This window comes from Streptomyces sp. NPDC048002, assembly GCF_040653275.1.
Taxonomy (GTDB): domain Bacteria; phylum Actinomycetota; class Actinomycetes; order Streptomycetales; family Streptomycetaceae; genus Streptomyces.
The window spans coordinates 343,229-369,631 of the sequence record NZ_JBEZNL010000003.1; the positions used below are offsets into that span (position 1 = coordinate 343,229).

The 26,403-nt window shown below is 71.6% G+C and carries 23 protein-coding genes and 1 tRNA gene; 12 read left to right on the forward strand and 12 right to left on the reverse strand.

Features of this window, described 5'->3' with window-relative positions; all coding sequences use genetic code 11:
- Positions 1–245: 245 nt before the first annotated feature.
- The 3 genes from AB0E07_RS07315 (at position 246) to AB0E07_RS07325 (ending at position 3,467) form a co-directional block, all read left to right on the forward strand.
- On the forward strand, positions 246–1,451 hold the full coding sequence (locus AB0E07_RS07315) for a DNA polymerase III subunit delta' (RefSeq protein ID WP_362247344.1): 1,206 nt from the start codon (positions 246–248) through the stop codon (positions 1,449–1,451).
- A gap of 209 nt (positions 1,452–1,660) precedes the next feature.
- Positions 1,661–3,283: an alpha/beta hydrolase gene (locus AB0E07_RS07320; protein ID WP_362247345.1), complete on the forward strand. Its 1,623-nt coding sequence runs from the start codon at positions 1,661–1,663 to the stop codon at positions 3,281–3,283.
- Between the two features lie 107 nt (positions 3,284–3,390).
- A tRNA-Thr gene (locus AB0E07_RS07325) sits at positions 3,391–3,467 on the forward strand.
- 884 nt (positions 3,468–4,351) lie between these two features.
- Here AB0E07_RS07325 and AB0E07_RS07330 read toward each other — a convergent pair.
- From AB0E07_RS07330 to AB0E07_RS07355, 6 genes are all read right to left on the reverse strand, one after another.
- On the reverse strand, positions 4,352–4,570 hold the full coding sequence (locus AB0E07_RS07330) for a hypothetical protein (protein WP_362247346.1): 219 nt from the start codon (positions 4,568–4,570) through the stop codon (positions 4,352–4,354).
- Positions 4,567–5,163, reverse strand: a complete 597-nt coding sequence (locus tag AB0E07_RS07335) for a hypothetical protein (RefSeq protein WP_362247347.1) — start codon at positions 5,161–5,163, stop codon at positions 4,567–4,569. Before AB0E07_RS07335 ends, AB0E07_RS07330 begins: the two co-directional genes overlap by 4 nt.
- Positions 5,160–5,372, reverse strand: coding sequence for a hypothetical protein (locus AB0E07_RS07340; RefSeq protein ID WP_362247348.1), 213 nt, complete (start codon positions 5,370–5,372; stop codon positions 5,160–5,162). The genes AB0E07_RS07335 and AB0E07_RS07340 overlap by 4 nt, the downstream gene beginning before the upstream one ends.
- Entirely contained in the window at positions 5,369–5,722 is a 354-nt protein-coding gene (locus AB0E07_RS07345) for a hypothetical protein (protein ID WP_362247349.1), read from the reverse strand. The genes AB0E07_RS07340 and AB0E07_RS07345 overlap by 4 nt, the downstream gene beginning before the upstream one ends.
- 210 nt (positions 5,723–5,932) lie before the next feature.
- Positions 5,933–6,349 carry a hypothetical protein gene (locus AB0E07_RS07350; RefSeq protein WP_362247350.1) on the reverse strand — a complete coding sequence of 139 codons (417 nt, stop codon included), beginning with the start codon at positions 6,347–6,349 and terminating at the stop codon, positions 5,933–5,935.
- Between the two features lie 314 nt (positions 6,350–6,663).
- Positions 6,664–7,215, reverse strand: a complete 552-nt coding sequence (locus tag AB0E07_RS07355) for a Uma2 family endonuclease (protein ID WP_362247351.1) — start codon at positions 7,213–7,215, stop codon at positions 6,664–6,666.
- A gap of 826 nt (positions 7,216–8,041) precedes the next feature.
- Between AB0E07_RS07355 and AB0E07_RS07360 the strand changes: the two genes are divergently transcribed.
- Complete coding sequence (locus tag AB0E07_RS07360; RefSeq protein ID WP_362247352.1) at positions 8,042–11,044, forward strand: BTAD domain-containing putative transcriptional regulator; 3,003 nt, start codon at positions 8,042–8,044, stop codon at positions 11,042–11,044.
- 99 nt (positions 11,045–11,143) lie between these two features.
- Here the strand turns inward: AB0E07_RS07360 and AB0E07_RS07365 are convergent, their stop codons facing one another.
- Positions 11,144–12,829 carry a bifunctional 3'-5' exonuclease/DNA polymerase gene (locus tag AB0E07_RS07365; protein WP_362247353.1) on the reverse strand — a complete coding sequence of 562 codons (1,686 nt, stop codon included), beginning with the start codon at positions 12,827–12,829 and terminating at the stop codon, positions 11,144–11,146.
- A 234-nt stretch (positions 12,830–13,063) separates the two neighbouring features.
- Here AB0E07_RS07365 and AB0E07_RS07370 point away from each other — a divergent pair, with 234 nt between their 5' ends.
- Positions 13,064–14,167: a DUF2786 domain-containing protein gene (locus AB0E07_RS07370; protein ID WP_362247354.1), complete on the forward strand. Its 1,104-nt coding sequence runs from the start codon at positions 13,064–13,066 to the stop codon at positions 14,165–14,167.
- A 65-nt stretch (positions 14,168–14,232) separates the two neighbouring features.
- Here AB0E07_RS07370 and AB0E07_RS07375 read toward each other — a convergent pair whose 3' ends face one another.
- A complete protein-coding gene (locus AB0E07_RS07375) occupies positions 14,233–14,793 on the reverse strand; it encodes a DUF4232 domain-containing protein (protein ID WP_362247355.1) in 561 nt (186 codons plus the stop codon).
- Between the two features lie 222 nt (positions 14,794–15,015).
- Positions 15,016–15,540, reverse strand: a complete 525-nt coding sequence (locus AB0E07_RS07380) for a hypothetical protein (RefSeq protein WP_362247356.1) — start codon at positions 15,538–15,540, stop codon at positions 15,016–15,018.
- 962 nt (positions 15,541–16,502) lie between these two features.
- On the opposite strand from AB0E07_RS07380, the gene AB0E07_RS07385 reads away from it, so the two are divergent.
- Positions 16,503–16,772, forward strand: a complete 270-nt coding sequence (locus AB0E07_RS07385) for a DUF397 domain-containing protein (RefSeq protein WP_362247357.1) — start codon at positions 16,503–16,505, stop codon at positions 16,770–16,772.
- Between the two features lie 109 nt (positions 16,773–16,881).
- Here the strand turns inward: AB0E07_RS07385 and AB0E07_RS07390 are convergent, their stop codons facing one another.
- On the reverse strand, positions 16,882–17,427 hold the full coding sequence (locus AB0E07_RS07390) for an ATP-binding protein (protein WP_362247358.1): 546 nt from the start codon (positions 17,425–17,427) through the stop codon (positions 16,882–16,884).
- A 353-nt stretch (positions 17,428–17,780) separates the two neighbouring features.
- Here AB0E07_RS07390 and AB0E07_RS07395 point away from each other — a divergent pair, with 353 nt between their 5' ends.
- The 6 genes from AB0E07_RS07395 (at position 17,781) to AB0E07_RS07420 (ending at position 23,516) form a co-directional block, all read left to right on the forward strand.
- Positions 17,781–18,605, forward strand: coding sequence for a helix-turn-helix transcriptional regulator (locus AB0E07_RS07395; RefSeq protein ID WP_362247396.1), 825 nt, complete (start codon positions 17,781–17,783; stop codon positions 18,603–18,605).
- A 113-nt stretch (positions 18,606–18,718) separates the two neighbouring features.
- Positions 18,719–20,179 carry an aldehyde dehydrogenase family protein gene (locus tag AB0E07_RS07400; RefSeq protein WP_362247359.1) on the forward strand — a complete coding sequence of 487 codons (1,461 nt, stop codon included), beginning with the start codon at positions 18,719–18,721 and terminating at the stop codon, positions 20,177–20,179.
- A 163-nt stretch (positions 20,180–20,342) separates the two neighbouring features.
- Positions 20,343–20,897: a DinB family protein gene (locus tag AB0E07_RS07405; RefSeq protein ID WP_362247360.1), complete on the forward strand. Its 555-nt coding sequence runs from the start codon at positions 20,343–20,345 to the stop codon at positions 20,895–20,897.
- A gap of 192 nt (positions 20,898–21,089) precedes the next feature.
- Positions 21,090–21,731, forward strand: coding sequence for a PadR family transcriptional regulator (locus AB0E07_RS07410; RefSeq protein ID WP_362247361.1), 642 nt, complete (start codon positions 21,090–21,092; stop codon positions 21,729–21,731).
- 73 nt (positions 21,732–21,804) lie between these two features.
- On the forward strand, positions 21,805–22,758 hold the full coding sequence (locus tag AB0E07_RS07415) for an ATP-binding cassette domain-containing protein (protein WP_362247362.1): 954 nt from the start codon (positions 21,805–21,807) through the stop codon (positions 22,756–22,758).
- Complete coding sequence (locus AB0E07_RS07420) at positions 22,755–23,516, forward strand: ABC transporter permease (protein WP_362247363.1); 762 nt, start codon at positions 22,755–22,757, stop codon at positions 23,514–23,516. Before AB0E07_RS07415 ends, AB0E07_RS07420 begins: the two co-directional genes overlap by 4 nt.
- Positions 23,517–23,664: 148 nt before the next feature.
- Here AB0E07_RS07420 and AB0E07_RS07425 read toward each other — a convergent pair whose 3' ends face one another.
- Together AB0E07_RS07425 and AB0E07_RS07430 are read right to left on the reverse strand one after the other, a co-directional pair.
- Complete coding sequence (locus AB0E07_RS07425) at positions 23,665–25,059, reverse strand: glutamate decarboxylase (RefSeq protein ID WP_362247364.1); 1,395 nt, start codon at positions 25,057–25,059, stop codon at positions 23,665–23,667.
- 26 nt (positions 25,060–25,085) lie between these two features.
- Positions 25,086–26,369: an ion channel protein gene (locus AB0E07_RS07430; RefSeq protein WP_362247365.1), complete on the reverse strand. Its 1,284-nt coding sequence runs from the start codon at positions 26,367–26,369 to the stop codon at positions 25,086–25,088.
- Between the last annotated feature and the right edge of the window lie 34 nt (positions 26,370–26,403).

A 26,403-nucleotide genomic window follows, 5' to 3' on the forward strand; every position in this document is an offset into this window, starting at 1 on the left:
CGGAAGGGGCCGGGGCCCGCGACGGTGGTCGCGACCCCGGCCCCGTGCCGTGCGGAAGGGCGGCCCGACCCTCTTTGGGCCGACAGCGGCCCGCTGTCAGTGCGACCCCTCACAATGGAGGGCGTACCGAGACATGGGCACGCGCGAGATGCGGACGCTGGGTATGGGACGCGAGATGCGGACGCGTGACATGGGGCGCGTGACATGGGACGCGTGACATTGGGGACGAAAGGGCGGCGTACGAGATGACCGTGTGGGACGACCTGGTGGGGCAGGAGAGGGTGAGCGAGCAGCTCACCGCCGCTGCCCGGGACGCCGACGCCCTGGTCACCGCGGCCGCCACCGACGCCCCGCCCCCGGAGGCGTCGAAGATGACGCACGCCTGGCTGTTCACGGGCCCCCCGGGCGCGGGACGCAACCACGCGGCGCGGGCCTTCGCCGCCGCCCTCCAGTGCGTCAGCCCCGACCGGGCCCTCGGCGGCGCCCCCGGCTGCGGCTTCTGCGACGGCTGCCACACGGCCCTGGTCGGCACGCACGCCGACGTCACCACCGTCGCGGCGGTGGGCACCCAGATCCTCGCCGACGACATGCGGGACACCGTCCGCAAGTCGTTCACCTCGCCCGCCAACGGCCGCTGGCAGGTCATCCTCGTCGAGGACGCCGAGCGGCTGAACGAGAAGTCCGCCAACGCCGTCCTGAAGGCGGTGGAGGAGCCGGCCCCCCGCACGGTGTGGCTGCTCTGCGCGCCCTCCATCGAGGACGTGCTCCCCACGATCCGCTCCCGCTGCCGCCACCTGAACCTGAGCACGCCCTCGGTCGACGCCGTCGCCGACATGCTCGTAAGGCGGGAGGGCATCGAGCCCACCGTCGCCGCCGCCGCGGCCCGCGCCACCCAGGGTCACGTCGACCGGGCCCGGCGGCTGGCCACGGACCCGGCCGCCCGCGAGCGCCGGGCCGCCGTGCTGAAGCTGCCGCTGCGCGTCGACGACATCGGAGGCTGCCTCAGGGCGGCCCAGGAACTCGTCGACGCGGCAGCCGAGGACGCCAAGCAGCTCGCCGGGGAGATGGACGGCAAGGAGACCGAAGAGCTGAAGGCGGCCCTCGGCGCGGCCCAGGGCGGCCGGCTGCCGCGCGGTACCGCGGGTGTGATGAAGGACCTGGAGGACAAGCAGAAGCGCCGCCGCACCCGGACCCAGCGCGACAGTCTCGACCTGGCCCTGACCGACCTCACCGCCTTCTACCGCGACGTCCTCGCCCTCCAGCTCGGCTCCCGGGTGGCCATGGCCAACGCCGACGCCGAGGACACCCTGGAGCGCATGGCACGCGCCGGCTCCCCGGAGGCCACGCTCCGCCGTATCGAGGCGATCGCCGCGTGCCGGGACGCCCTGGACCGCAATGTGGCGCCGCTGCTGGCGGTGGAGGCGATGACGATGGCGCTGAGAGCCGGCTGACAGCCGGCTGACACTGGGCGCCGCCGTCCCCGTAGCGCCCGCTCCGCCCGCCCCGTTCCCCGCGCGCCCGTTGCCGTCCGGCCCGCTCCCGCGCGCCCGCTCCCGTCCGGCCCGCTCCCGCGATCAACAACAGATTGACCACGTCATCCGAACGAGCAGGGACGTGCACGGAAGGCATCCGTGCGGCTGCGCAGAGTTACGCTCGACCGATGCAGATCAGGCGCCCCCACCCGACCCGTGACCCCGGCGACCGGTCACGTCGTCCGCACGCTCGCCCCCACCCGCACGGAGTCCGCGCGGCCGGAGTCCTCCTCGCCGTCACCGCCCTGGTGGTCCCCGCGTGCTCCACGGGCGGGTCGACGAGTTCGGCGAGCCCGGCGGCTCAGGCCGCGCTCGCCGCGCTGCCGCAGGCGACACCGGACGCCCTCGCGCCCTACTACGGGCAGAAGCTGAACTGGCGCGGCTGCGGGGTGCCGGACTTCGAGTGCGCCACGCTCCGGGCCCCGCTCGACTACGCGAAACCGACGGAGGGCGACGTCAGGCTGGCCGTGTCCCGGAAGAAGGCCACCGGGCCGGGCGAGCGGATCGGATCGCTGCTGGTCAATCCGGGCGGGCCGGGCGGGTCGGCGGTCGGCTACCTCCAGGCGTACGCCGGAATCGGCTACCCGGCCGAGGTCCGGGCGCGCTACGACATGGTCGCCGTGGACCCCCGGGGCGTAGCCCGCAGCGAGCCCGTCGAATGCCTCGACGGGCCGGACATGGACACGTACACCCAGACCGACCTCACGCCCGACGACGGATCGGAGCAATCGGCGCTGGTCGACTCCTACCGGAAGTTCGCCGAGGGCTGCGGCGCGGACTCGCCGAAGCTGCTGCGCCATGTGTCCACCGTCGATTCGGCCCGCGACATGGACATCCTGCGCGCGGTGCTGGGCGACGAGCGGCTCAACTACGTGGGCGCCTCCTACGGCACCTTCCTCGGTGCCACCTACGCGGGGCTGTTCCCCAAGCGGGCGGGCCGTCTGGTGCTGGACGGCGCGATGGACCCGTCCCTGCCCGCACGCCGGCTGAACCTCGACCAGACGGCGGGATTCGAGACGGCGTTCCGGGCGTTCGCGCGGGACTGCGTCCAGCAGCCCGACTGTCCGCTGGGCAAGGAGGCCGACGACGTCGGCGCCAACCTCAAGGCGTTCTTCGAGGAACTGGACCGCAGGCCGATCCTGACCGGTGACGTGGACGGCCGCAGGCTCGGCGAGTCGCTCGCCACCATCGGCGTGATCGCGGCGATGTACGACGAGGCGGCGTGGGCGCAGCTGCGCGAGGCGCTGACCTCGGCGATGCGGGACAACGACGGCGCCGGACTGCTGTTCCTCGCGGACAGCTACTACGAGCGGGACGCCGACGGCGGCTACTCGAACCTGATGTTCGCCAACGCCGCCGTGAACTGCCTAGACCTCCCCGCCGCCTTCGACGGCCCCGAGCAGGTGCAGGCGGCGCTGCCCGCGTTCGAGAAGGCCTCCCCGGTCTTCGGCGAGGGGCTCGCCTGGGCCTCCCTGAACTGCGCGTACTGGCCCGTCGCCCCGACGGGGGAGCCGCACCGCATCGAGGCGAAGGGTGCGAAGCCGATCGTGGTCGTCGGCACCACCCGCGACCCGGCGACGCCCTACCGCTGGGCCCGCGCCCTGGCCGCGCAGCTCTCCTCGGCCCGGCTCCTGACCTACGAGGGTGACGGCCACACGGCGTACGGCCGGGGCAGTGACTGCATCGACCGCACGATCAACGCGTACCTCCTGCGCGGGACCCCGCCGGCGGACCGTAAGCGCTGCTCGTAGCCGCCCCACCAGCCCTGGAATCCACCCTTCCGGGGCTGGTGCGGAGCACTCCCGGAAACTGTGTAGACTTACCGACGTTGCTGATCGCACCATAGTGCGTACGGCGCGCCGCCTTAGCTCAGATGGCCAGAGCAACGCACTCGTAATGCGTAGGTCTCGGGTTCGAATCCCGAAGGCGGCTCCAAGGTGAACCGCAGGTCAGGGCTCTGACCTGCGGTTTCTTCGTTTTCTTGGCCTTGGAATGTGTCTGTCGGGGGCCTCTTGGGGCTGTGCATGTAATGCGTAGGTCAGAGTTTCACTCTGTGGGCTCGGTGAGGCGATTTCTCAGGTCGAGCATTGGTGATGACCTGCCGTTTCTTGGAGAGTCGCTGATTTGTGAGTCAGTATGGGCGTGACGTGGGGTGGCCAAGGGGTGGCCATGTGTGCAGCGGCGGTGCACGGCAGAACACTCCGGGGCTGTGCACGAGAGCCGTGCCGAGCCCGGGGCTTGTAGCTGTCCGACAACGTGGAGCGCAGGATCGTCGCTTGCGGTACGCGGCGAGCACCTGTTGGTTCACCGGCCCCCTGGCGTTACGCCTCGGCGTCGGTGATCTTCACGTCGACCTTCTGGGTCCATTGCTCCGGGGCGGGGCGCGACTCATGAGACCAGTAACGTCGGCGCAGTTCCCCACTGGGGAGAACTGCAGGATTTCGGCACGGGCGAACGCCTGGGCAAGCACGGAGCCCAACCTGTGGGCGGCGGCGACAAGTTCAGGACCACCGGCGGCCATGTCGTCGACATCGGAAACGGTGACAGCCGGCACGGATGGACGGACAGCAACCGCGGCTGAGCGAGTGCCGTCAGAGGGAGACGATCAGCGCTAACACGGCAGTCAGGTAGTGACTGTGGCCCGTCAGGCGGTGGTGACGCACCCTTCCTCCCGGTGCCACCGTCCCTCGGCCTCGCTGTGCTCCAAGAGGTGGGTACTGGCCTGCACAAGGTGTGACTCCTTGTTGGTGAATGGTCGAGTCCGAAGCCCAGGGCGAGCGGTGGAGTCTCCGAGCCCGGGGCCGTCTACGGGGAGCCGCTCAGGCGGACTTGGCAGTCTTGCGGGGTTCTCGGGCGAGGAGCTCGACGCTCTCGTGGAGACGGAACTTCGGGTCGGGAGCCTCAGCGATCATTTTGGTGAGCAGGTTGTTGACGTCGTCCAGTGCGGGGCTGCCGAGCCCGGCCGCGTTCATCGCGGTGTGCCCTTGCTGGAGTTGGCCGATGATGCGGGCGGCGTCGGCGTTGACGGCGGTCGTCATGCCGGTACCTCCGCCCGCTCGGACCCGGTCTCGCGGAGGACACGGGTGAGCGTGTCCCACACCTGGTCGGGGTCCCCGGTCTCGAGGATCATTCCGGCTGCCACGCCGAGGGCCTTGTCGATACGCCCGCCGTTGTTCTCCTTCTCTACGTCGATGGCGCGCAGTACGCGGACAACGTGGGGGCGAGCCGCCGCATGCGCGGCGGGCAGCCGGGCGGTGGCGTCCGCAAGGTCCCAGCCAGCCGGGACCTGGTAGGCGGCCGGGCTGTCGTCGTAGGTGACGACCCTGGGAGTGCCTTTGCCGCTGCCCAGGTGGACGTCCAGGCGGAGCCGGGACGCTTCCCGGAACAGGGCAGTGATGCCCGGGCCCATGCCGTCGAGGATCACCTCGCGGACGGCGTACCCGTGCTGGCGCAGCGAGATGCGGGCGAGCCAGACGGCGGTGCCGGGGTTGGCGAGGTGCCTGTCGTAGACGAGGGTGGCGGTGCCGTCGGCGGGGCTGAGGTCGCGGAGTTCGGCGGTCTTGTTGATGAGCACGGGCAGGGGGGTGTCCATCAGGTGGTCGGCGGACGGCTTCGTGCCGGAGACGGTCACAGCGTCACCTCCGTGGCCTTGTCGGTGTACAGCTGGCGGAGGCGGAGGAAGATGTCTTCCGCGAGTTCCTTGGCCTTCTCGGGGGTGTACACGTCCGGGAGGGCCTTCCGCATCGCCTCGTCGACCGCCTCGGGGAGGAGGGCGGCGAGCCGGTCGAGGAACGCGGTGGGGGTGGCGGCGGTGGCCTTGTCGAAGTCGGAGAAGGTCATACCGGCATCACGCCCTGGTGGGCGAGGAGGGCGCGTGCGGCCCGCAGACGGGTGGAGGGAGCCTGTCCGGCGGGGACAACGAGGCGACGGGTGCCGTCCTTGTGCTGCAGGTAGTGCCCGTGCAGGCCGTTGAATGGACCTTCCAACTCCACGACCTGGATGCCATGCGCAGCGGTGAGCACCTCGAACACGGTGGTGGGGTCGTTGACGGCAGCCATGATGCGGGCGGAGTCCTGCTCGACACGGGCCTGCATTTCTGCGTCGAGATTGAGGGCTTCGGGCTGTGGCGGCAGAGAAGCTAGGTGCTTGGTGACGCCGACGGGAGTAACGCTTGTTGCTGTTTTCGCCATGGTCTTGCTCCTTCAATGCAGGAGTTGGGTCCAGACCTCGGGACCGTTGACGTAACCACCGGCCGAGGGCGTTCTGCTTTCGGTGGTAGTCGCCCTGGCGAAGGCGGAACAGGCGTCCTTCTCCGTTCGGGCGACGCTGTCCCCGAGACCGATTACCGCCCTACTGCGAAGCGCGTAGAATGCGCCTTTTTTGGGGATCTTGAGTGGCTGCTAGGCCGCGACGAGGACCGCGGTATCGACGTCGACCGGTACGGCCTCGGCGAGCTCGCCCTTGAGGCTCGGGGTGCAGGCCTTCTTCGAGACGGCGCCGAGGCCGTGGGCCTTGAAGATGCGGGTGATCTCGGCGAGGTCCGGGGCATACCGCGAGGACGGGGTGCGGAAGACGTGCCATGTGCCGTAGGTACCGGCGGGCAGCTTGTCGAGGACCTTCTTCGCTGCGCGCTCGCCGCGGTCAGAGCGGTGGGCCTGGTCGGCGGCGAGCTCGTACTTGCGGGCGGCGGCCTCTATCTGCTCGACCGGGAGGGTCTCGTCTACCCGGCACAGGCCGGCCGGGTTCGGGGCCTCGGCGATCGCGGTCTCAGCCTGGCCGGCAATGAGGGCGGCAGGGGCGACGACGGAGCGGACCACGTTGGTGATGGGCCGAGCATGCCGCGCACCGGATAAACGGTACGGGGGGGACTGAGAAGAGCCTCTTCGCGTCGCAGGGTCGGTGCGCTGGACGCCTTTTGTCGCCGGGTCCTGAACTAGATCCCGCCCGACAGTCTTCGCCGCCAGGCCTTCCTGGGGCCAGAACGGGGCGGGAAGGACAGGGAAACCCCGGGAGTGATCACCAAACCCCGGGCACCCCAGTGCGTGGAGCTCTTCAGTCGCGGCTTCGGTGATCGTGCAGTCGCCGACCGGCTGCCGGGCCTCTTCCTGCTTCGGTGCGCGTTTTCGCAGACTCAGTGAGTGTCGGTCTCCGGGTCCGGCAGGGGGAGTTCGTCGAGGTCGAGGGTGAAGGTGCGGCCGTCGGCCAGGGGAATGGGGAGCTTGCCGGTGCCGTATGCGCGGGTGTGGGCGGTGCTGTAGCCACTGGAGGTGGGCTCGGTGTGCAGGACGACTTCCCGGGCGTAGGGATCCACGATCAGGTAGTTCGGGATGCCGTACCGGCCGTACTTCGCGGTGCAGTCGTCGTAGTCCTTGCGGGCGGAGGGCGTGGAGACGACCTCGGAGATCAGCAGGACGTCCTCGAAGCTGTAGCGCTTGCCTTCCTTGCGCGCATCCTCGCGGAGGATGGCCAGGTCGGGGGCGGAGTTCTCGTCGGCGGGGAAGTCGATGTAGACGTCGGAGGTGACCTTCGCGTGACGGCCGAGGGCGAGCGAGTCGATCTGCATCGACCTGATCGTGCTGGAGTGCTCTTCGCTCTGCGGGGTCATGATGATCTTTCCGTCGGCGCCGAAGAACACCACGTATCCCGCGGGGAACTCGGTGTGCGTGATCACGTCGACACTCATGGACGGTGCTCCTTCCCGTGTGCCGTCATGATACGGCGGACAGAGCCGTTCCACGGCTGGACGTCCGCGGCGTGCGCGTACATCCACAGCGGAGAACCGTCCGTGTGAGCGGGCGCTGCGACGCGGGGCGCGAGCTGGGCCCGTGATGGTGCGGACCCAACAGGTGGCGCGGGGTGACTGTCAGGGATGGGGGCGTCTTCCGAGGTGGCCACGGGGTGGCCGGACGCCTTTGGGCGGTGCGGCACGAGGTACCGGCACTCAGCACGGGGCACGTGGTCTGATCAGGCACAACGGCATTCCGCAGCATCAGTCGTCATGAGGTGACACGATCACTCGTGGCCTCGTAATGCGTAGGTCTCGGGTTCGAATCCCGAAGGCGGCTCCATTGAAACCCCAGGTCGGACGGTTCTGACCTGGGGTTTTCGCATGCGCTGAAAGGCGAGGGAGAGGTGGACGCGGGTCCCGGTCGCTCACCTCTGTCGACCGGGACCCGTGTGCGTCCGCGGACCCGGCCGCGGCGGTAACACTCCCCCGAGCAACGCGTCTTACGCGCGCACCGTCGGACCGGATCCGATGCGTTGATCAGATCAGGCCGTGCCAACGGATGGCTAACATGTGGCCAACGGTTCTCCGGGCCGTCGTCGGCCGATTGGCGTGAAGTCGTCGGACGATCGTGCCGGACGGCCGGAAGAGTAGCGGATCCCTGCGGGTTGGCCGTTAGGGGAAGGTGGCGGAATGCCGCCGTCCAAGGGCGGAAATCCGCCACGGGCGGCTGGGCTGCGCCGAGGCACGCACCCGGACGGGCGGGGGGAAGGCACAGGGCGTCGTGAAGCGTTGCGAGCTGCGCTTCGGACTGCTGGGGCCGCCGGTGCTCTACGGCGACGGCGGCGACGGCGGCGACGGCACCGTGGCTCGTCCCGTCCGCAGCCCCAAGGTGCGGGCCCTGCTCGCCGCCCTGCTGCTCGAAGCCGGCCGTACCGTCTCCGTCGAGTCGCTCAAGGACGCGCTGTGGGGTGGGGCGCCGCCCGCCTCCGCGCTCGCCTCCCTGCACAACCACGTCACCCGGCTGCGTCGGCTCCTCGACGACCCCGCACGGCTGCGGGCCGTGTCGCCCGGCTATCTGCTGCACGTCGACGACGGCGAGCTGGACGTGCAGGTCTTCGCGGCGCACACCGCCGCCGCGCGCGCGGCGCACAGCGCCGGGGACTGGCGGCGCGTCCTGAGCGAGTGCGCCTCTGCGCTCGCCCTGTGGCGCGGCGCGCCGCTCAGCGGGCTCCCCGACGACCTGGCTGGTTACGCGTTCGTCGAGCGGCTGAGGGAGGCGCGGCTCCTCCTCCTGGAGTGGCGCCACGACGCCGAGTTGGCCGTGGCCGAGGGCCGATCGGACGCGCTGCTCCCGGAGTTGTCCGCCCTCGCCGCCGAACACCCGCTGCGCGAGGCGTACCACCGGCAGCTGATGCTCGCCCTGCACCGCTCCGGACGCCGGGCCGAGGCCCTCGCCGTCCACCGTGACCTGCGGCAACGACTGCTGGACGAACTCGGTGTGGAGCCGGGCATCGCGGTGCGCGGCGCCCATATGGAGGTGCTGCGGGGAGCCCCGGAGGAGGGCGACGCACGGGACGGCGGCCGTCGGGGTGCCGTCGACGCGGGCGCCGGGACCCCGGCGCGGTCCGGTCCCCGTCCGGCCCAACTTCCGCCGCAGCCAGCTCACTTCACCGGCCGGACCATGCTTGCCGACCACGTCCGGCGTACCCTCACCGAGCACGGCCCGACCGTCGCCGTCCTCACCGGCATGGCCGGCATCGGCAAGAGCGCCCTGGCCCTGCACATCGCCCACGCCCTGACCGGCCGTTTCCCCGACGGCCAGCTCTACGTCAACCTGCACGGCGCCACCCCGGGCGTGACCCCCCTGACCTCCGCGCAGGCCCTCGCCGCCCTGCTGCGGGACGTCGGCGCCGACCCGCGTGCCATCCCCGAACACCCCGACGCCGCAGCCGCGTTGCTGCGGTCGACGCTCGCCCCGACCCGCACCCTGCTGGTCCTGGACGACGCGGCCAGCGCGGCCCAGGTCCGCCCGCTGCTGCCCGCGGGCCCCGGCTGCGCCGTGATCGTCACCAGCCGTTCCTCCCTGGCCGCCCTCGACGGCGTCCGGCGATTCCCCCTCACCCCCCTGTCCGACGAGGACAGCGCCGCGCTGCTGCGGGCCGTGTCCGGCCGGGACGAGGGAATCGACGCCGCTCACCCCCTGGTGCGGCTCACCGGCCGGCTTCCGCTCGCGCTGCGGGTCGTCGCCGCCCGGCTCGCCGCCCGCAGCGCCCTCACCCCGGAGGTGCTGGCCGGCCAACTGACCGCCACCGAGGGCCGACTGCACCACCTGGAGTACGACGACCTCAGCGTCCGCAGCTCCCTGGCCGTCGCGCACGACGCGCTCGCCGCGTCGGACCGCGAGGCCGACCGGGACGCCGCCCTCGTCCTGCGCCGCATCGGCGCGCTCGACCTGCCCGAGTACGGCGCGCCCCTGCTGGCCCGGCTCAGCGGCATCGGCACCCGGCGCGCCGAGGGCGCCCTCGACCGGCTCGTCGACGTGGCGCTGCTGGAGGAGAGCGCGCTCGGCCGGTACGTCCCGCACGACCTGGTCCGTGACTTCGCCCGCGAACTGGCCGCCACCCCGGACGGCGCCGCCGTCGCCGAGGCCGCCCTGGACTGGTACGCGGCCCTCGCCGAACACACCCTCGCGGCGATCGTCGAGCCCGGCCCCGACCAGGACGACCGGCGGCGCCCCACGCCCTGCCAGCCGGCCGAGCACACCGCCCACCTCGGCGACACGCCCTCCTTCGACAGCCCCGAGGCCGCCTTCGCGTGGGCCGACACCGAACTGGAGAACATCGTCGCGCTCGCCGAGCGGTACGCCGACGCGCCCGATCCCCGGATCGCCTCCCGCGTCAGCACCCTGCTGCGGCTGATCTTCCCCTACCTCCAGCGCGGCGGCCGGGTCGCCGAGATGGAAGCCCTGGGCCAGGCGGCCCTGCGCGTCGCACGACGGCTCGGCGACGAGGCGGCCGAGGCGTACGCGCTGGGCGACCTGGCCGGAGTGCACTTCCTGACCGGCCGCCAGAACGAGGCCCTCGCCCTCAACGACCGCGCCCTGACGATCTGGCGGCGACTCGGCGTCGTCTCCTGGGTCCGCCGCTGCCTGAACAACCGGGGCCTGCTCCTCGAAGGACTCGGTCGCCACGAGGAGTCCGGCCGCGCCCTGCGCCAGAGCCTCGCCCACTCGCGACGGCTGAACGACCCCTACGGCGAGGCCGTGACCCACAGCCACCTCGGCAACCTCTACGAGCACACCGACCCGCGGGCCGCCATCGAACAGCACCGCCGCTCCCTGGCCATCGGCGAGACGATCGGCAACGTCCTCGTCCAGCTCTACGCGCGCTGCAACATCGGCTACGCCCATCTCGCCCTCGGTGAACCCGCCGAGGCGGCCCGGCACTTCGAGGAGAGCCTGCGCGTCCTCGTCGACCAGGGCGACTGGCACGGGGAGTCGCAGACCAGGCTTGGTCTGGTCCGCTCGCTGCGGCTGCTGGGCCGTAACGGGCGGGCGGAACGGGAGTGCGCGGAGCTGCTGTGCCGGGCCGACGACCGTGCCGACCGCTACATCGGCGGCCTCGCCCGCCATCAGCACGGACTTCTGCTGCGCGAGGCGGGGCGCCTGGAAGAGGCCGACGCGGCCTGGCGGACGGCCCTGGATGCGCTGGAGGGCACCGACGAGAAGGCGGTCCTCGCCGAGCTGACCGAACTGCTCGCCGAACGGCCCGCCGGGCGAGCCTGATCACGTCAGGTCGGCGACGCACTGCGCGCCTGATGGCCTAGCGTCCGCGTGGCGCCGCGCGCCTGATCATTTCGCGTGGGCGTGGCACCGCAAGCCTGACTACTTCGCGTCCGCATAGCACTCCACCACCGCCGTGCTGAACGGGAACCGCACCGGTGTCTCCCCGAACGTCAGCCGCCCCGCCAGCTCGGCCGCCTCACGGATCGCCGCCACGACCGCCTCCGCCTCCTCCCCGGGACAGTGCACGATGACCTCGTCGTGCTGGAAGAAGACCAGCTCCGCCGCCATGCCCGCGCAGGACCGGCGCAACGCGGCGAGCAGCAGCAGGGCCCAGTCGGCGGCGCTGCCCTGGACGACGAAGTTGCGCGCGAAGCGGCCCCGCGCGCGGGCGTCGGTCGAGGCGTAGCCCGGGACCCACTGCTGACGGTCCTCGGAGTCGTCGTCGGCGACGGGGATCCCCGCCTCCTCCGCGCCCTCGCCGCTTCCGGCCGCGGGCGGACAGGTCCGGCCCAGCCAGGTGCGCACCAGCCGCCCCTCCGCCCCGGCGCGGGCGGCGTCGTCGACGTACGCCACGGCGAGCGGGAAGCGGCGCCGGAGCGCGGCGAGGTTCTTCAGGCCGTCGCCGGAGGTCTGGCCGTAGACCGCGCCGAGCACCGCCAGCTTGGCCTGGTCGCGGTCGCCGGAGAAGGCCCGGTCGGACACCGCCTGGTACAGGTCGCCCGGTCTCCCCGCCACCTCCATCAGACCGGGGTCGCGCGAGATGGCTGCCAGGACGCGCGGTTCCATCTGGTCGGCGTCGGCGACCACCAGCCGCCAGCCCGGGTCGGCGACCACGGCGCGCCGGATCACCTTGGGGATCTGGAGCCCGCCCCCGCCGTTGGTCACCCAGCGCCCGGTGACGGTGCCGCCGGCGAGGAACTCCGGCCGGAAGCGCCCCTCGCGGACCCAGTCCTGGAGCCAGGACCAGCCGTGGGCGACCCAGATCCGGTACAGCTTCTTGTACTCGATCAGCGGGGCGACCGCCGGGTGGTCGAGCGACTCGATCTCCCAGCGGCGGGTCGACCGCACCTTGATGCCGGCCTGGCCGAAGGCCCGGACGACGTCGGCGGGCAGATCCGGCCGTACCCGGCGTCCGAAGGCGGCGGACACCTCGTCCGCCAGCTCGGCCAGCCGCCGGGGCTCCCCGCCGCCCGCGTACCGGTCGCCGAGCAGTTCGTGCAGCACCCGGCGGTGGACGTCCGCGCTCCACGGCAGCCCGGAGCGGTTCATCTCGGCGGCCACCAGCATCCCCGCCGACTCCGCGGCCGTCAGCAGCCGCATCCGCTCCGGGTGCTCCGCCTTGTCGTGCCGGCGCTGCTGCTCGGCGTAGACGGCCAGCAGGTCGGTCAGCGGGACGTGTTCCGCCCGCGGTTCGAACAGGGAGTCCTGGGCGCCCGGTTCGGCGGACCGCTGGGGCGGATCGGGCGGTACGGGACCGCCGCGCAGCCGGGCCAGGGCGGCCGCCGCGGAACGGGGTTCGCCGTACCGCCCCTCGTGACCGAGCAGGAGGGTCTCGGCGTCCTCGAGGTCGTAGCACCGCTCCACTCGCACCCCCGTGGCGAGCAGGCGCGGGTAGACCTCGGCGGTGGAACGCCAGACCCAGCGGGTGACCTCCGGCCTGCCGCGCACCGCCGCGGCGAGGTCCGGCTCCCGCACGACCGGTCCGGCGGGCAGCCCTTCCGGGCCGAGGGGGGCGAGTTCCGCGCCGCCGTCCTCGGCCGGTGCGAGAGCCCACCGGTCGGTCATGTTCGTGAGTGTGACAGGGGGGTCTGACAATGCCCCTGCCTCGTGAGGGCGCCGGGCTCTCCGACAGCGGCTTCCGTCACGGGCCGCTCCTGTCTCGGGCCGCTCCCTGCGCCGAGGCCGCTCCCTGCGCCGAGGCCGCTCCCTGCGCCGAGGCCGCTCCCTGCGCCGAGGCCGCTCCGGCGCGGAGGGGCCCGGCCCGCCGCCGCGCCCGCACCCCCGTGACACCATCCTCCCGTGACCAGCACCCCCCGCACCGTCGACCTGGCTTTCGAAGCCGCGCTCCACACGGACTCCGACACGGCCCTGGACACCGGTGCCTCCCTGCTCGCGGCCGACGCGGGCGCGGACGGGGAGCTGGAGCGCAGGGGGAGGGAGTTCGTCGCGGCGGCCTGGCGGCGCGGCTGGCAGCCCGCCGACGTCGTACGGATCGTCCGCCGCGACCTGGACGACGTACACCTGCGCCTGCTGGCCGCCCTGGTCCACGCGCAGGCGCCGGACGACGTGGCGCGCGGCCCGCGCTGGCGGGCGCAGCTCGACGACCTGGACCCTGCGCCCGCGCCCCGCGCCGACCGCTTCACGCACGCCACCGCGGTACTGGAGCTGTACCGCCTGCTCCTGCGTCTGCCGCGGCTCGAACCGCTCGACGAGCCGCAGCGCTCCCGCGCGCCCGAGTCCCGGATGCTGACCCGGATCCGCGCGCTGCTGGCCAAGGCGGAGGCGACCGGCTTCCCCGAGGAGGCGGAGGCGCTGACCGCCAAGGCACAGGAGCTGATGGCCCGGCACAGCGTGGACGAGGCCCTGCTGTCCGCCCGCGCCCCGGCCCCCGACGCCCCCGGCGCCTGCCGGATCGGGGTCGAGCCGCCGTACGAGCAGGCCAAGGCGGTCCTGCTGGACGCGGTGGCCGGCGCGAACCACTGTCGCGCCGTGTGGAACGAACCCGTCGGCTTCTCCACCGTGGTGGGTTTCGAGGCCGACCTGGAGGTCGTCGAGCTGCTCTACACCTCGCTTCTCGTCCAGGGGCAGACGGCGATGGCGAAGGCCGAGGCGGCCCAGCGCGCGGGTGGCCGCAGGCGCACCAAGACGTTCCGGCAGTCCTTCCTCGCCGCCTACGCCCACCGCGTCGGGGCTCGTCTCGCGCAGGTCGCCGAGACCCAGGTCAGCGCCGATCTGCTGCCGGTGCTGGCCTCCCGGGAGGTCGCCGTCACCGCCCGACTGGACCGGATGTTCCCCGAGACCACCACGACCCGGCTGCGCGGCGTCAGCGACGCGGCGGGCTGGAACGAGGGTTCCGACGCGGCCGACCGGGCCCAGGTGAGGTCCCGGCGCCGACTGGACTGAGCGCGCGCCCGTCGGCCGCCGATTCCGCCGCCCTGCCGGACTGGGCGCGCCAGTCGGCGCCCGGCTCAGTCGCCCTGCTGGAACCCGCTCACCGTGGCGTCCGGCTGCTCGCCCTTGAGCGCGACCTCCCCGTACGACCAGGGGAAGGCGTGCGTGCCCTCGGCGCCCGGCAGGCCGAACTCGGCCGTCTTCACGGCGAGGCTCTGCGCGCCGCCCGCCTCCCCGAGCACGTAGGTGAGGGTGAAGGACGTGGTGCCGCCCTCGGCCAGCGTCTGCTTCCGCGCGGTGGCCGCCTCGTCGGCCGCCACGTCCGAGGAGGTGCCGTCCGCCTTCAGGGCCACGGTGGGCAGTCCGTCCAGGACGCACGCGGCGCCCTCGTTGGTGAGGGTGACGGGCACGTTGCCGGTGTCCCCGGCGGCCGGGGCGGCGTTGGCCGGGCCGACCTGCACCTCCATGTCGGCGATCACACAGGCGGCCGCGGCACCCGCGCCGCCGGACTTCTGCCCTTCGTCACCACCGGCACCACCGGCACCGTCGTCGCCGCTGTCACCGCAGGAGGTCAGCAGAAGGGCTGCGGCGAGGGCCGCGGCGAAGGTCGTGGCGAGGGGGAGGGCGGTGGCGCGCATGTGGTGTCCTCTGGGGCGTGCGTGACGGATCGCTGCACCGATCATCACGCATGCCGCTGTGGACCGGTTGCCGAACCCCTGTGATCTGCCGGGCCGCGGCGGACGGCCCGCGCGCGTGCCGTTGGCCGAGACCAGCCCGCCCGGCACGCGTACCCACTGGCTGAGACCAGCCCGCCCGGCACGCGCGCCCACTGGCCGAGACCAGTCGCCCGGCACGGGTACCTACTGGCCGAGACCCGCCGTCGGCAGTCCGGAGGGCAGGGTGGCGCCCTCGGCCTTCCGGTACGTCTCGGTGCCGAGGTCGCTGTCCCAGGTGACCTTGAGGGTCTCGGCGTCCACGGAGTCGACCGTGCCGCTCGCCCGCTCGTTGTCCTTCTCGTCGCCGCAGGCCAGCTCGATCTTCTCGCCGACGGTGCCGCTGCACACCGTGCCGCCGGTCGCGAAGAGCGCGGCCTTGTCGCCGGTGACCATGAGCGCCACGGCGTCGCCGTCGGTCGTCGCGAGCCAGCTGCCCTCCAGGCCGCTCACCGGCGAAGCCGTACCGCCGCCGCTCCCGCCGGTGTCGGCGTCCCCGCTGCCGGACGGCGCGGCGCTCGCGCTCGCGCTCGGCGAGGAGCCGTCCGAGGAGTCGTCGGAGGAGCCGTCGCCACTGCACCCGCTCAGCACGAGCGCACCCACGAGCCCCGCGGCCGCGGCCACGATCCGCACCCGCCTGCGCGCCACGCGCGCGTACGTCGCCGAAGTCACTGCAAGCCCCCAGGGTGGCCGGATCGGACACTACGACGCCAGAAGCTACCAGCACGTAACCCCGATCAGAACGCCCCCGACCCCCGGACCGCCGGCCTCGACCGCCGACCGAGCGCCCAGCGGCCACGAGGGAGCCCCGCGGCCGATGGCGCACGTCCCGACCGGAGGCGGCTCCGCTCCCCGACGTACAGGACCGGCCCCATCCGTACGAGCGGTTCCGGCACGTCTGTCCGAAGTCGCCGGGCGCCCTGCTGCACCTTATGTCCGACGATGGCCCGACCTGGGCAACGCATCCGATGGCGGCCTCCCGGTAAGCCCGGTCGACCGGTCCTTCCCGCGCCCGCCCGCCGGGGTCCGGCGCACACCGGCCGATCCCGGGCTGCTCGCCGCGTGGCAGATGCCAGGCGCACAAGCCGTCCGACTCCAGGTCGGACCCGGCTGCCGCATGACCTCGGCGCCCCGCCCCGATCCCGGCTTCCCAGACGTCGTCGAGGTCGATGTGCTCGACTACGGCAACGAGCGGATGCCGAGCGTCCGCCGGATGGACGCGGAACGGCCGGATCCGCATCTTCGACCGTCGACGGAAGGTTGGAACAGGAAGAGCGTGGTACGCGTCTGTTCCTAGTGCACGGAGGATTCGATCCGGACGATCCGCATGATCCAAATGATCTGGACGATCCGAATGATCTGCATGATCCGGATGATCGGGACGAAGCGGTTCGGTTGAGGCTCGGAAGATCATGGACGGGGGATGGTGTTCGGATGTCCTGCGGGCCCGGGGGAGACACTGGAACGGCTTCGCTGAAGCGCACGGCGGCTGTAACCACGGGAACACCCCGCGTGCACGTGCATCTGCCCGTGCATTCGCTCATGCATCTGCACATGAACAGGGTTATGATCCGGGTCAGTTGACCACTGCATCAATGGCCTCACCAGCCAGTGCACCACGCGGGGAGCGACCTGTGGACCACGACGTGTACGACGTTGAAGACGCGTCCGGCGTGTACAACGGCATGGCCGCGACCCGGCTCGACGGTGTCGCGTGGCAGAAGAGCCGGCACAGCAACTCGCAGGGTTCCTGCGTGGAGTTCGCCCGGCTGCCCGGCGGCGATGTCGCCGTGCGCAACTCGCGGTTCCCGGACGGTCCGGCGCTCGTGTACACCCGCGCCGAGATCGAGGCGATGCTCCTGGGCATCAAGGACGGCGAGTTCGACCACCTGATAGCGGGCTGACGCCCGAGCGGGCGGCACGCGGAGCCTTCCGGCACATTCACCCCCATTACAGGGCGTGTTCGGCCGGTTACGCGCGTAGAGCCGCGGCGCGGTGAAGCGCCGCGGCCCGTCATTCGGCAGGGCTGGGCTGCGGCTCGTGCGGCAGCCGGAACAGCGCCCAGACCACCTTGCCGTTGAGCGTGCCCGCCAGCGGGTGCCAGCCCCAGCTGTCGGCGAAGGAGTCCACCAGGAACAGTCCGCGGCCCGACTCGGCCGAGAAGTCGTCCGAGTCCTGGGCGACGGGGCTGTCGTGGCTGGGGTCGCGCACCGCGCACACCAGTCGCTCGGTCCACCGCATCAGGTGCAGCCGCACGGGCGGCGTCTGCTCGGACACGCGCGCGTGGTCCTGGTCGCAGGGTCCGCCGCGCCGGCCCTCGGCCGAGGAGTTCCGGTGCGGAAGGGGCAGACCGTGCCGCAGCGCGTTGGTGACGAGTTCGGACACCACCAGGCAGACGTCGTCGAAGCGCTCGCCTATGTCCCACTGGTCCAGTGTTCTTCGGGTGAACTGCCGCGCCTCGCGCACCGCTTCGTAGCGGGCCGGGAGGGCGCAGGAGGCGGCGTTGGACACGGCCGCGGGATCCAGCGGCGGAAGGCCCTGCCGTAACGGCTCGAGCATGGTCGATCCATTCGTCCCCATGCGAGGCACTCCCGGGAATTCGCGGTCGTTGCGATGCAGCGGTTGCGCGGGACCATGGTTTCGGATGCGTACAGCAGATGCAAGGGCAGATGCACGTGCACGTGACCGAATTGGGCCTTCCCGTACCGCTTGTTGGCCATTTTTTCCGCCATCTTCGTGCTGCCTGCTTGCCTTCCGCTCTGACCTTCCTGAGAGAAAACTTTGGCTTCTTTCCGTCTGTGTAATCGGACGAGTACAGCTCGGAGTGTTTTAGTGGCAGACTTCGGGCCCTGAAGAGGTTGGGGAGGCTGGCGAACGTGAGCGCGGGAGAGCCCGGATCGGTGGTGCGGCGCATGCTGCTCGGCTCGCAACTCAGGCGGCTGCGTGAGGCGCGGGGTATCACCCGTGAGGCAGCGGGATATTCGATCCGCGCGTCCGAGTCGAAGATCAGCCGGATGGAGTTGGGCCGGGTGAGCTTCAAGACCAGGGACGTGGAAGACCTGTTGACGCTGTACGGCATCACCGACGAGGCCGAGCGGATGTCCCTGCTCTCCCTCGCCAAGGAGGCCAACGTCGCGGGCTGGTGGCACAGTTACTCCGACGTCCTGCCCAGCTGGTTCCCCACCTACGTCGGCCTGGAGGGCGCGGCCGCGCTGATCCGCGCGTACGAGGTGCAGTTCGTGCACGGCCTGCTCCAGACCGAGGAGTACGCGCGTGCCGTCGTCCGGCGCGGTATGAAGGGCGCGAGCGAGGCCGACGTCGAGCGGCGGGTGGCGCTGCGTCTGGAGCGGCAGAAGTACCTGGTCGACGAGAACGCCCCCGAGTTCCACATCGTCCTCGACGAGGCCGCCCTGCGCCGTCCGTACGGCGACCGCGAGGTGATGCGCGGTCAGCTCCAGCATCTGATCGAGATCTCCGAACGCCCCAATGTGCGGCTCCAGATCATGCCGTTCGGCTTCGGCGGGCACTCCGGTGAGTCCGGCGCCTTCACCATCCTCAGCTTCCCCGAGTCCGATCTGTCGGACGTGGTCTACCTGGAGCAGCTGACCAGCGCCCTGTATCTGGACAAGCACGAGGACGTCGCCCAGTACGAGAAGGCGCTGAAGGAGCTCCAGCACGACAGTCCGGGCCCGGACGAGAGCCGCGACCTTCTTCGAGGACTCCTTCAACTGTCTTGAAACACAAGTACGATGACGTGTGATCAGACCGCAGACCGCGGGGGCGATCAGGTTCTGATCGGGTGTCCGCAGGGATGTCCGCGAGGGGCGTCCGCTAGGGATTGAGGGATCACATGTCGTCGGACTTCACCGACCTGGCCCAGCAGTACATCGACGGTGAGTGGCGCCCGGGCAGCGGCTCCTGGGACATCATCGACTTCAACCCGTACGACGGGGAGAAGCTCGCCTCGATCACGATCGCCACGGTCGACGAGGTGGATGAGGCCTACCGGGCCGCCGCCCGCGCGCAGAAGGACTGGGCCGCGACCAACGCCTACGCGCGTCGCGCCGTCTTCGAGAAGGCGCTCAGGCTGATCGAGGACCGCGAGGCGGAGATCAGCGAGATGATCATCGCCGAGCTGGGCGGCACCCGGCTCAAGGCCGCCTTCGAGCTGCACCTCGCCAAGGAGTTCCTGCGCGAGGCGGTCCACCTGGCGCTGCGTCCCGAGGGCCGGATCATCCCCTCGCCGGTGGACGGCAAGGAGAACCGCGTCTACCGCGTCCCGGTCGGGGTCGTCGGTGTGATCAGCCCCTTCAACTTCCCCTTCCTGCTGTCGCTGAAGTCGGTGGCCCCGGCCCTCGCGCTCGGCAACGGCGTCGTCCTCAAGCCGCACCAGAACACCCCGATCGTCGGCGGCACGCTGGTGGCGAAGCTCTTCGAGGACGCGGGCCTGCCCGGCGGTCTGCTCAACGTCGTCGTGACCGACATAGCCGAGATCGGTGACGCCTTCATCGAGCACCCGATCCCGAAGGTCATCTCCTTCACCGGCTCCGACAAGGTCGGCCGCCACGTCGCCACCGTCTGCGCCTCGCACTTCAAGCGCTCGGTCCTCGAACTCGGCGGCAACAGCGCGCTGGTGGTCCTCGACGACGCCGACCTGGACTACGCCGTGGACGCCGCGGTCTTCAGCCGCTTCGTCCACCAGGGCCAGGTCTGCATGGCCGCCAACCGCGTCCTGGTCGACCGCTCGGTCGCCGACGCGTTCAGCGAGAAGTTCGTCGCCAAGGTGCGCACGCTCAAGGCGGGCGACCCGCGCGACCCGCAGACCGTGATCGGCCCGGTCATCAACTCCTCGCAGGCGGACTCCCTTTCGGGTGTCGTCGAGCAGGCCGTCGCGGAGGGCGCGACCGCCCTGGTGCGCGGCACGACCACCGACAACCTGGTCGAGCCGTCGGTGCTGACCGGCCTGCCGGCCGACTCCCCGCTGCTGCGGCAGGAGGTCTTCGGACCGGTCGTCTTCCTCATCCCGTTCGACGGCGAGGAGGAGGCCGTCCGCCTCGTCAACGACACCCCGTACGGCCTCAGCGGCGCCGTGCACACCGGTGACATCGAGCGCGGCGTCGCCTTCGCCAAGCAGATCGACACCGGCATGTTCCACGTGAACGACGGCACCGTGCACGACGAGCCGATCGTCCCCTTCGGCGGTGAGAAGGCCTCCGGTGTGGGCCGGCTGAACGGCGAGACGATGCTGGACGCGTTCACCACGCTGAAGTGGATCTCGGTGCAGCACGGGCGCAGCGGCTTCCCGTTCTGATCCGTTCTCGGATCCGTTCCCTGATCCGTTCTCGGATCCGCTTTCTGATTCATTTCGCCACGTCGGGCCATCGAGGACAGAAACTGACCTCGATGGCCCGTAGCTTCGTGGGTGTCAGGAGGCCCGAGGGCCCCGGTTCACCCGCGAAGAAAGGCGGCCGCCCATGGTCACCCACGTTCCCGCAGAGGCGCACGGAGACGAGCGCGGCGCGCTGCTCAACTTCCTGGCTGAGCAGCGCGGTGGTATCCGCCGGGCCGTGCTGGGCCTGACCGACGAGCAGGCGTCGCGCCGCCCCAGCGCGAGCGAGCTGTCCCTCGCCGGTCTGGTCAAGCATGTGGCGGAGGTCGAGCAGGGCTGGATCGCGCGGGCCCGCGGCGAGGAGCCGGCGGTGCGGCGCGACGAGACCAACTGGCACGAGTGCTTCGTCCTGGTCGACGGCGAGACGGTGGCCTCGCAGCTGGCGTACTGGGACAAGGTCGCCGCCGAGACGGAGGCGTTCATCCGCTCGGTGCCCAGCCTGGACGACACCTTCGCGCTGCCCGACCAGCCCTGGTTCCCGCCGGAGGGGCGCGTGTCGATGCGCTGGGTGGCGCTGCACCTGATCCGCGAGACCGCCCGGCACGCCGGTCACGCCGACATCATCCGTGAGTCGCTGGACGGGAAGACGGCGTTCGAACTGGTCGCCCTCGCTCAGGGCGATTCCGAGGGCACGGCCTGAGGGGAACGCCGAGGGCACGACCCGCGCTGAACGCCGAGGGCGGCGTGACCCGCGCCGAATGCCGAGGGCGGCGTGACCCGCGCCGAACGCCGAGGGCGGCGTGACCCGCGCCGAACGCCGAGGGCGGCGTGACCCGCGCCGAATGCCGAGGGCACGACCTGCGCCGAATGTCGAGGTCATAATCTGGACCGCATGTCAGCGATCCGTCTTCTCGTGCTCGGCGCGGTCCGCCAGCACGGGCGGGCCCACGGCTACCAGGTCCGCAACGACCTGGAGTACTGGGGCGCGCACGAGTGGTCCAACGCCAAGCCCGGCTCGATCTACCACGCGCTGAAGCAGATGGCGAAACAGGGCCTGCTGCACGCGCACGAGATCGCGCCGTCCACGGCCGGCGGCCCGCCCCGGACCGAGTACGAGATCACCGAGCAGGGCACCGAGGAATTCCTCCGGCTGGTCCGTGAGGCGCTGACCTCCTACGACCAGAAGATGGACGTGAAGTCGGCGGCACTCGGCTTCATGGTCGACCTGCCGCGCGCCGAGGCCGTGGCGCTGCTCAAGGAGCGCATCCGGCGCGGCGAGGAGTGGCGCTCGGCGGTCACCGAGCACTACGTCCCGGAGGAAGGCCCCGGCCAGCTCGGCCACATCGGCGAGATCATGAACCTCTGGGTCCACACGGCGGACGCCGAGACCGAGTGGACCCAGGGGCTGATCGAGCGGATCGAGGGCGGCGCGTACACCTTCGCGGGTGAGGGCGAACCGTTCGTCGGGGTCCTCGTCGAGGGCCAGGAGAACCCGTACGCGACCGGGGAGCCGCATCCGGGGGATGCTCGCTAATCAAGTTTGACGACTGGAGGGGAGGGTATTACCCTCCCGCTGGTAGTCAAGTTTGACTAGCGAAGGAGGGTCCGTGGCCGAAACGGCGATCACCGTCGAGGGCGCAACGAAGACGTACGGCGAGAAGAAGGCACTGGACGGGCTCGATCTCAAGGTCGCGCGGGGCACGGTGCACGGGGTGCTCGGACCCAACGGCGCGGGCAAGACCACCCTGGTCCGCATCCTCTCCACCCTGGTCCGGCCGGACGCCGGCCGCGTCGAGGTGGCCGGGCACGACGTGCTGACCGAGGCCCGGGCGGTCCGCTTCCGCATCGGCCTGCTCGGCCAGCACGCGGCCCTCGACGAGGAGCTCGGCGGCCGGCAGAACCTGGAGATGTTCGGCCGGCTGTACCACCTGGGCGCCCGCCACGCGCGCGTGCGGGCCGACGAACTCCTGGAGCGCTTCGGTCTCGCCGACACCGGCCGCAAGGCCGTACGGCAGTACAGCGGCGGAATGCGCCGCCGCCTGGACCTGGCCGCGTCCCTGATCACCGACCCGGAGGTGCTGTTCCTGGACGAACCCACGACCGGCCTCGACCCGCGCGGCCGCGCCGAGGTGTGGAGCGCGGTCCGCTCCCTGGTCGGTGGCGGTACGACGGTCCTGCTCACCACGCAGTACCTGGAGGAGGCCGACCAACTCGCCGACCGGATCTCGGTGGTCGACGCCGGGCGGGTCGTCGCCGACGGCACGGCCGACGAACTGAAGGCCGTGATCGGCGGCGACCGCATCGACGTCGTCCTGCGCGAGGCGGGACAACTGGGCGCCGCCGTCGCCCTGCTGCCGTTCGGCGCGGCGGGCGTCCGGGTCGACACCGACCGCCGTCTGCTCAGCGCTCCGGTCGCCGACCGGATGGCGGCCCTCTCCGGCGTCGTCCGGGCCCTTCAGGAGGCCGGAATCGAGGCGGAGGACATCGCCCTGCGCCGCCCCACCCTGGACGAGGTGTTCCTGCACCTCACCGGTGACCCCCGAGTGAAGGAGACCGTGTGACCTCGTACGCGCTGACCGACTCCTGGACCATGACCCGCCGTGAACTCGCCCACTGGGCACGGCAGCCGGCCCAGGTGGCCGTCGGGCTGGTCTTCCCGGTGATGCTGCTGCTGATGTTCGGCTACCTGATCGGCGGCGGCCGGGGCGTCGGCGGCGACTACCTCGACTATCTGGTGCCCGGCATGCTCGCGCTCACCATGGCCTTCGGCCTGGAGGGCACGATGCTCGCCGTCACCGCGGACCTCAACAAGGGCGTGATCGACCGCTTCCGCTCGATGCCGATGGCCGACGGGTCCGTGCTCGTGGGCCGTTCGGCCGCCGACATGCTCCAGTCGGCGCTCGCCCTGCTGCTCATGATCGGCGTCGCGCTCGCGCTGGGCTGGCGGGCGCACGGCGGGGCGGCGGGCTTCGTCGGCGCGATCGGCCTGCTGCTCCTCTTCCGCTTCGCGATGCTGTGGATCGGCATTCATCTGGCGCTGGTCGCGGGGAAGCCGGAGATGGTGCAGGCGGTGCAGATCCTGGTCTGGCCGGTCGGCTTCCTGTCCAACGCCTTCGCCACCCCCGAGTCCATGCCCGGCTGGCTGGGCACGGTCGTCGAGTGGAACCCCATGTCGCACACGGCGACGGCGGTACGGGACCTGTTCGGCGGGCCCGGCGGAGAGGCGGGGCACGTGTGGCCGGCGGTCGGCTGGTCGCTGGCGCTGCTCGCGGTGTTCTTCCCGCTGGCGGTGCGGAAGTTCGCGGGGCTGAGCAAGTGATGCGGGAGTAGTCCGCCGGGACGTGGAACCCCGGGCCGGTCCGCGGTGTATCAGAAGCAGCATCAGGAACGACGACTGACTGCTTCCCGCCGCGGACCGCCCGCGCCCGGGCGCGGTCCGAGGGTGAAAGGGGCCGGTGATGAGCGGGTCAGTGATGAAAGGAGGTGGCCTGCGCCGTGTCCTGTCCCAGGGGGCCCGTCTGGCGGCGCAGTTCCGGCAGCAGCCGCTCCAGGTCGTCCAGGAGCAGGGCCGCGAGGTCGGTGGAGAAGCCGTTGCGGCACACCACCCGCAGTACGGACAGGTCCTCCCGGTTCGGCGGGAAGGTGTACGCGGGCACCAGCCAGCCCTGCTCTCGCAGCCTGCGGGAGACGTCGAAGACGTCGTACGCCTTCACGTCGGGTGCCGTGGTGAAGGCGAAGACCGGCAGCTGGTCGCCCCGGGTGAGCAGCCGGAAGTCACCAAGTGCCTCGATACGCCCGGCGAGGTGCCCGGCGACGTCCCGAGAGGTCTGCTGCACGGCCCGGTACCCCTCGCGGCCGAGCCGGAGGAAGGTGTAGTACTGCGCGACGACCTGGGCGCCGGGCCGCGAGAAGTTCAGCGCGAAGGTCGGCATGTCGCCGCCCAGATAGTTCACACGGAACACCAGCTCCTCGGGCAGCGCCTCCCGGTCCCGCCACAGCGCCCAGCCGACCCCCGGGTAGACCAGCCCGTACTTGTGCCCCGAGGTGTTGATGGACGCCACCCGCGGGAGGCGGAAGTCCCAGACCAGGTCCTCGTCCAGGAAGGGCGCGACCATCGCGCCGGACGCCCCGTCCACGTGCACCGGGATGTCGAGCCCGGTGCGCTCCTGGAGGGCGTCCAGGGCCGCGCAGAGGTCGGCGATGGGCTCGTAGGACCCGTCGAAGGTGGAGCCGAGGATGCCGACCACGCCGATGGTGTTCTCGTCGCACAGGTCGACGGCGGCCTGCGGGTCGAGGTGGAAGCGCTCGCCCTCCATGGGAACCAGCCGGGCCTCCACCTCCCAGAAGTTGCAGAACTTCTCCCAGCAGACCTGGACGTTGATGCCCATCACCAGGTTGGGCCGGCCGCCGGTGTTCCGTTTGCTCCACCGCCGCTTGAGCGCCATGCCCGCGAGCATGCACGCCTCGCTCGAACCGGTCGTGGAACAGCCCACGGCGGCCGAGGGATCGGGGGCGTGCCACAGATCGGCGAGCATCGCCACGCACCGCCGCTCCAGCTCGGCGGTGCGCGGGTACTCGTCCTTGTCGATCATGTTCTTGTCCCGGCACTCCGCCATCAGCACCCCGGCCTGCGGCTCCATCCAGGTGGTGACGAAGGTGGCCAGGTTCAGCCTGGAGTTGCCGTCCAGCATGAGCTCGTCGTGGACGAGCTGGTAGGCCGTGGACGGTGTCAGCGGAGTGTCCGGCAGCCGGTGGTCGGGAGGCGCCTCGGTCATGCCGCTGACCGGATTGGCCTCGCCGTAGAAGGGGTTGACGGTGCGGGGGCGGCCGTCGGGGCTCTCGGGTCCCTTGTGCAGTGCCATGGAGGTCTCCTTGCGGGTGGGGGAGTTCAGCGGACCGGGGTGCCGTCCTCGCGCAGCTGCATCTGGGCACGGCCGGTGACCAGCAGCCAGGCGGGCAGCGAGGCGATGCACAGCAGGGCGAGGATGGCCGGGGAGGACACCAGCACGGCCGCGGTGAACAGGCTCACCCAGCCCTGCCGGGTGATGGCGAGGAGGACGCCGAGCACACCGGCTGACACCGCGAGCGACGGATGCACGCCGGGGACCAGGGCATGGGCGCACAGCCCGAGGGCCACGCCCACGAACACCGCCGGGAAGATCCGTCCGCCCCGGAAGCCGCAGCAGGCGGCGACGATCAGAGCCGCCAGCTTGACCACCGCCATCGTCGCGAACTCGCCCGCCGACCAGCCGTCGGGATCGGCCGCCAGCTCCCCGACCTCCTCCAGCCCCTTGAAGAGCGTCAGATGGCCGCCCAGGGCCCCCAGCAGCCCCAGGACGAAACCGCCCACCGGGAGCATCAGCATCGGGTGCCGCAGCTTGGCGAAGGCGGCATGGACGTGCGGGAAGGCGTACACGGCTGCCATGCCGAGCACCGCGCTGACCGAGGCGATCACCAGGGCGGCCAGCAGATCGCTCCAGCCGGGATGGTCGAAGGCGGGCAGCCCGAGGTCGAAGGTCGGCTCGTCCAGCAGCGCGGTGGTCATCGCGCCGGCCGCGGCCGCCATCAGCGGGGCGAAGACGTTGTCCCAGAGCGCGCCCCGGACCTGGCGCCCGGCCAGCGCCTCGGAGATCACCAGCGCCGCCGCCACGGGCGTGCCGAACAGGGCGCCGATGGTCCCGGCCTCGGCGAGCACCGGCCACAGCGAACCGGGCGCCCTCGGCAGGTACCGGCGGCCGACCCAGAACGCCAGCCCCACATTGACGGCGATGATCGGGTTCTCCGGGCCGAGACTCGGACCGCCGGCGAGCATCAGGGCGGTGGCCAGCAGCAGACCCGGCAGGACGACGATCGGCAGGACGGGTGCGTCCAGACCGGTGGTGGCCGGATCGGGTCCGGCGTGGCCGGGCACCTTCCACACCACCAGACCCACCGCCACCCCGGTGGCGGTGAGCATCACCAGCATCCAGAGCACCGAGTAGCGGCCGACGCCGAGTGCGTCGGGCAGGGTCTGCCACAGCACGTCCTGGAGGGCCTCGGCCGCCGCGCTCACACCGAGGAGCAGCAGGCTGGCAGCCACGCCCACCACCAGGGCGGGGAGGATCAGCGGCAGCAGGGTGCGTGCCGGGGTCGCGGGGGCCGCGGGCGCCTGCGGCGCGGAGTCCTGAGCCACGAGAAAACGATAAGCGGACAAAGCGGTCTAAGCA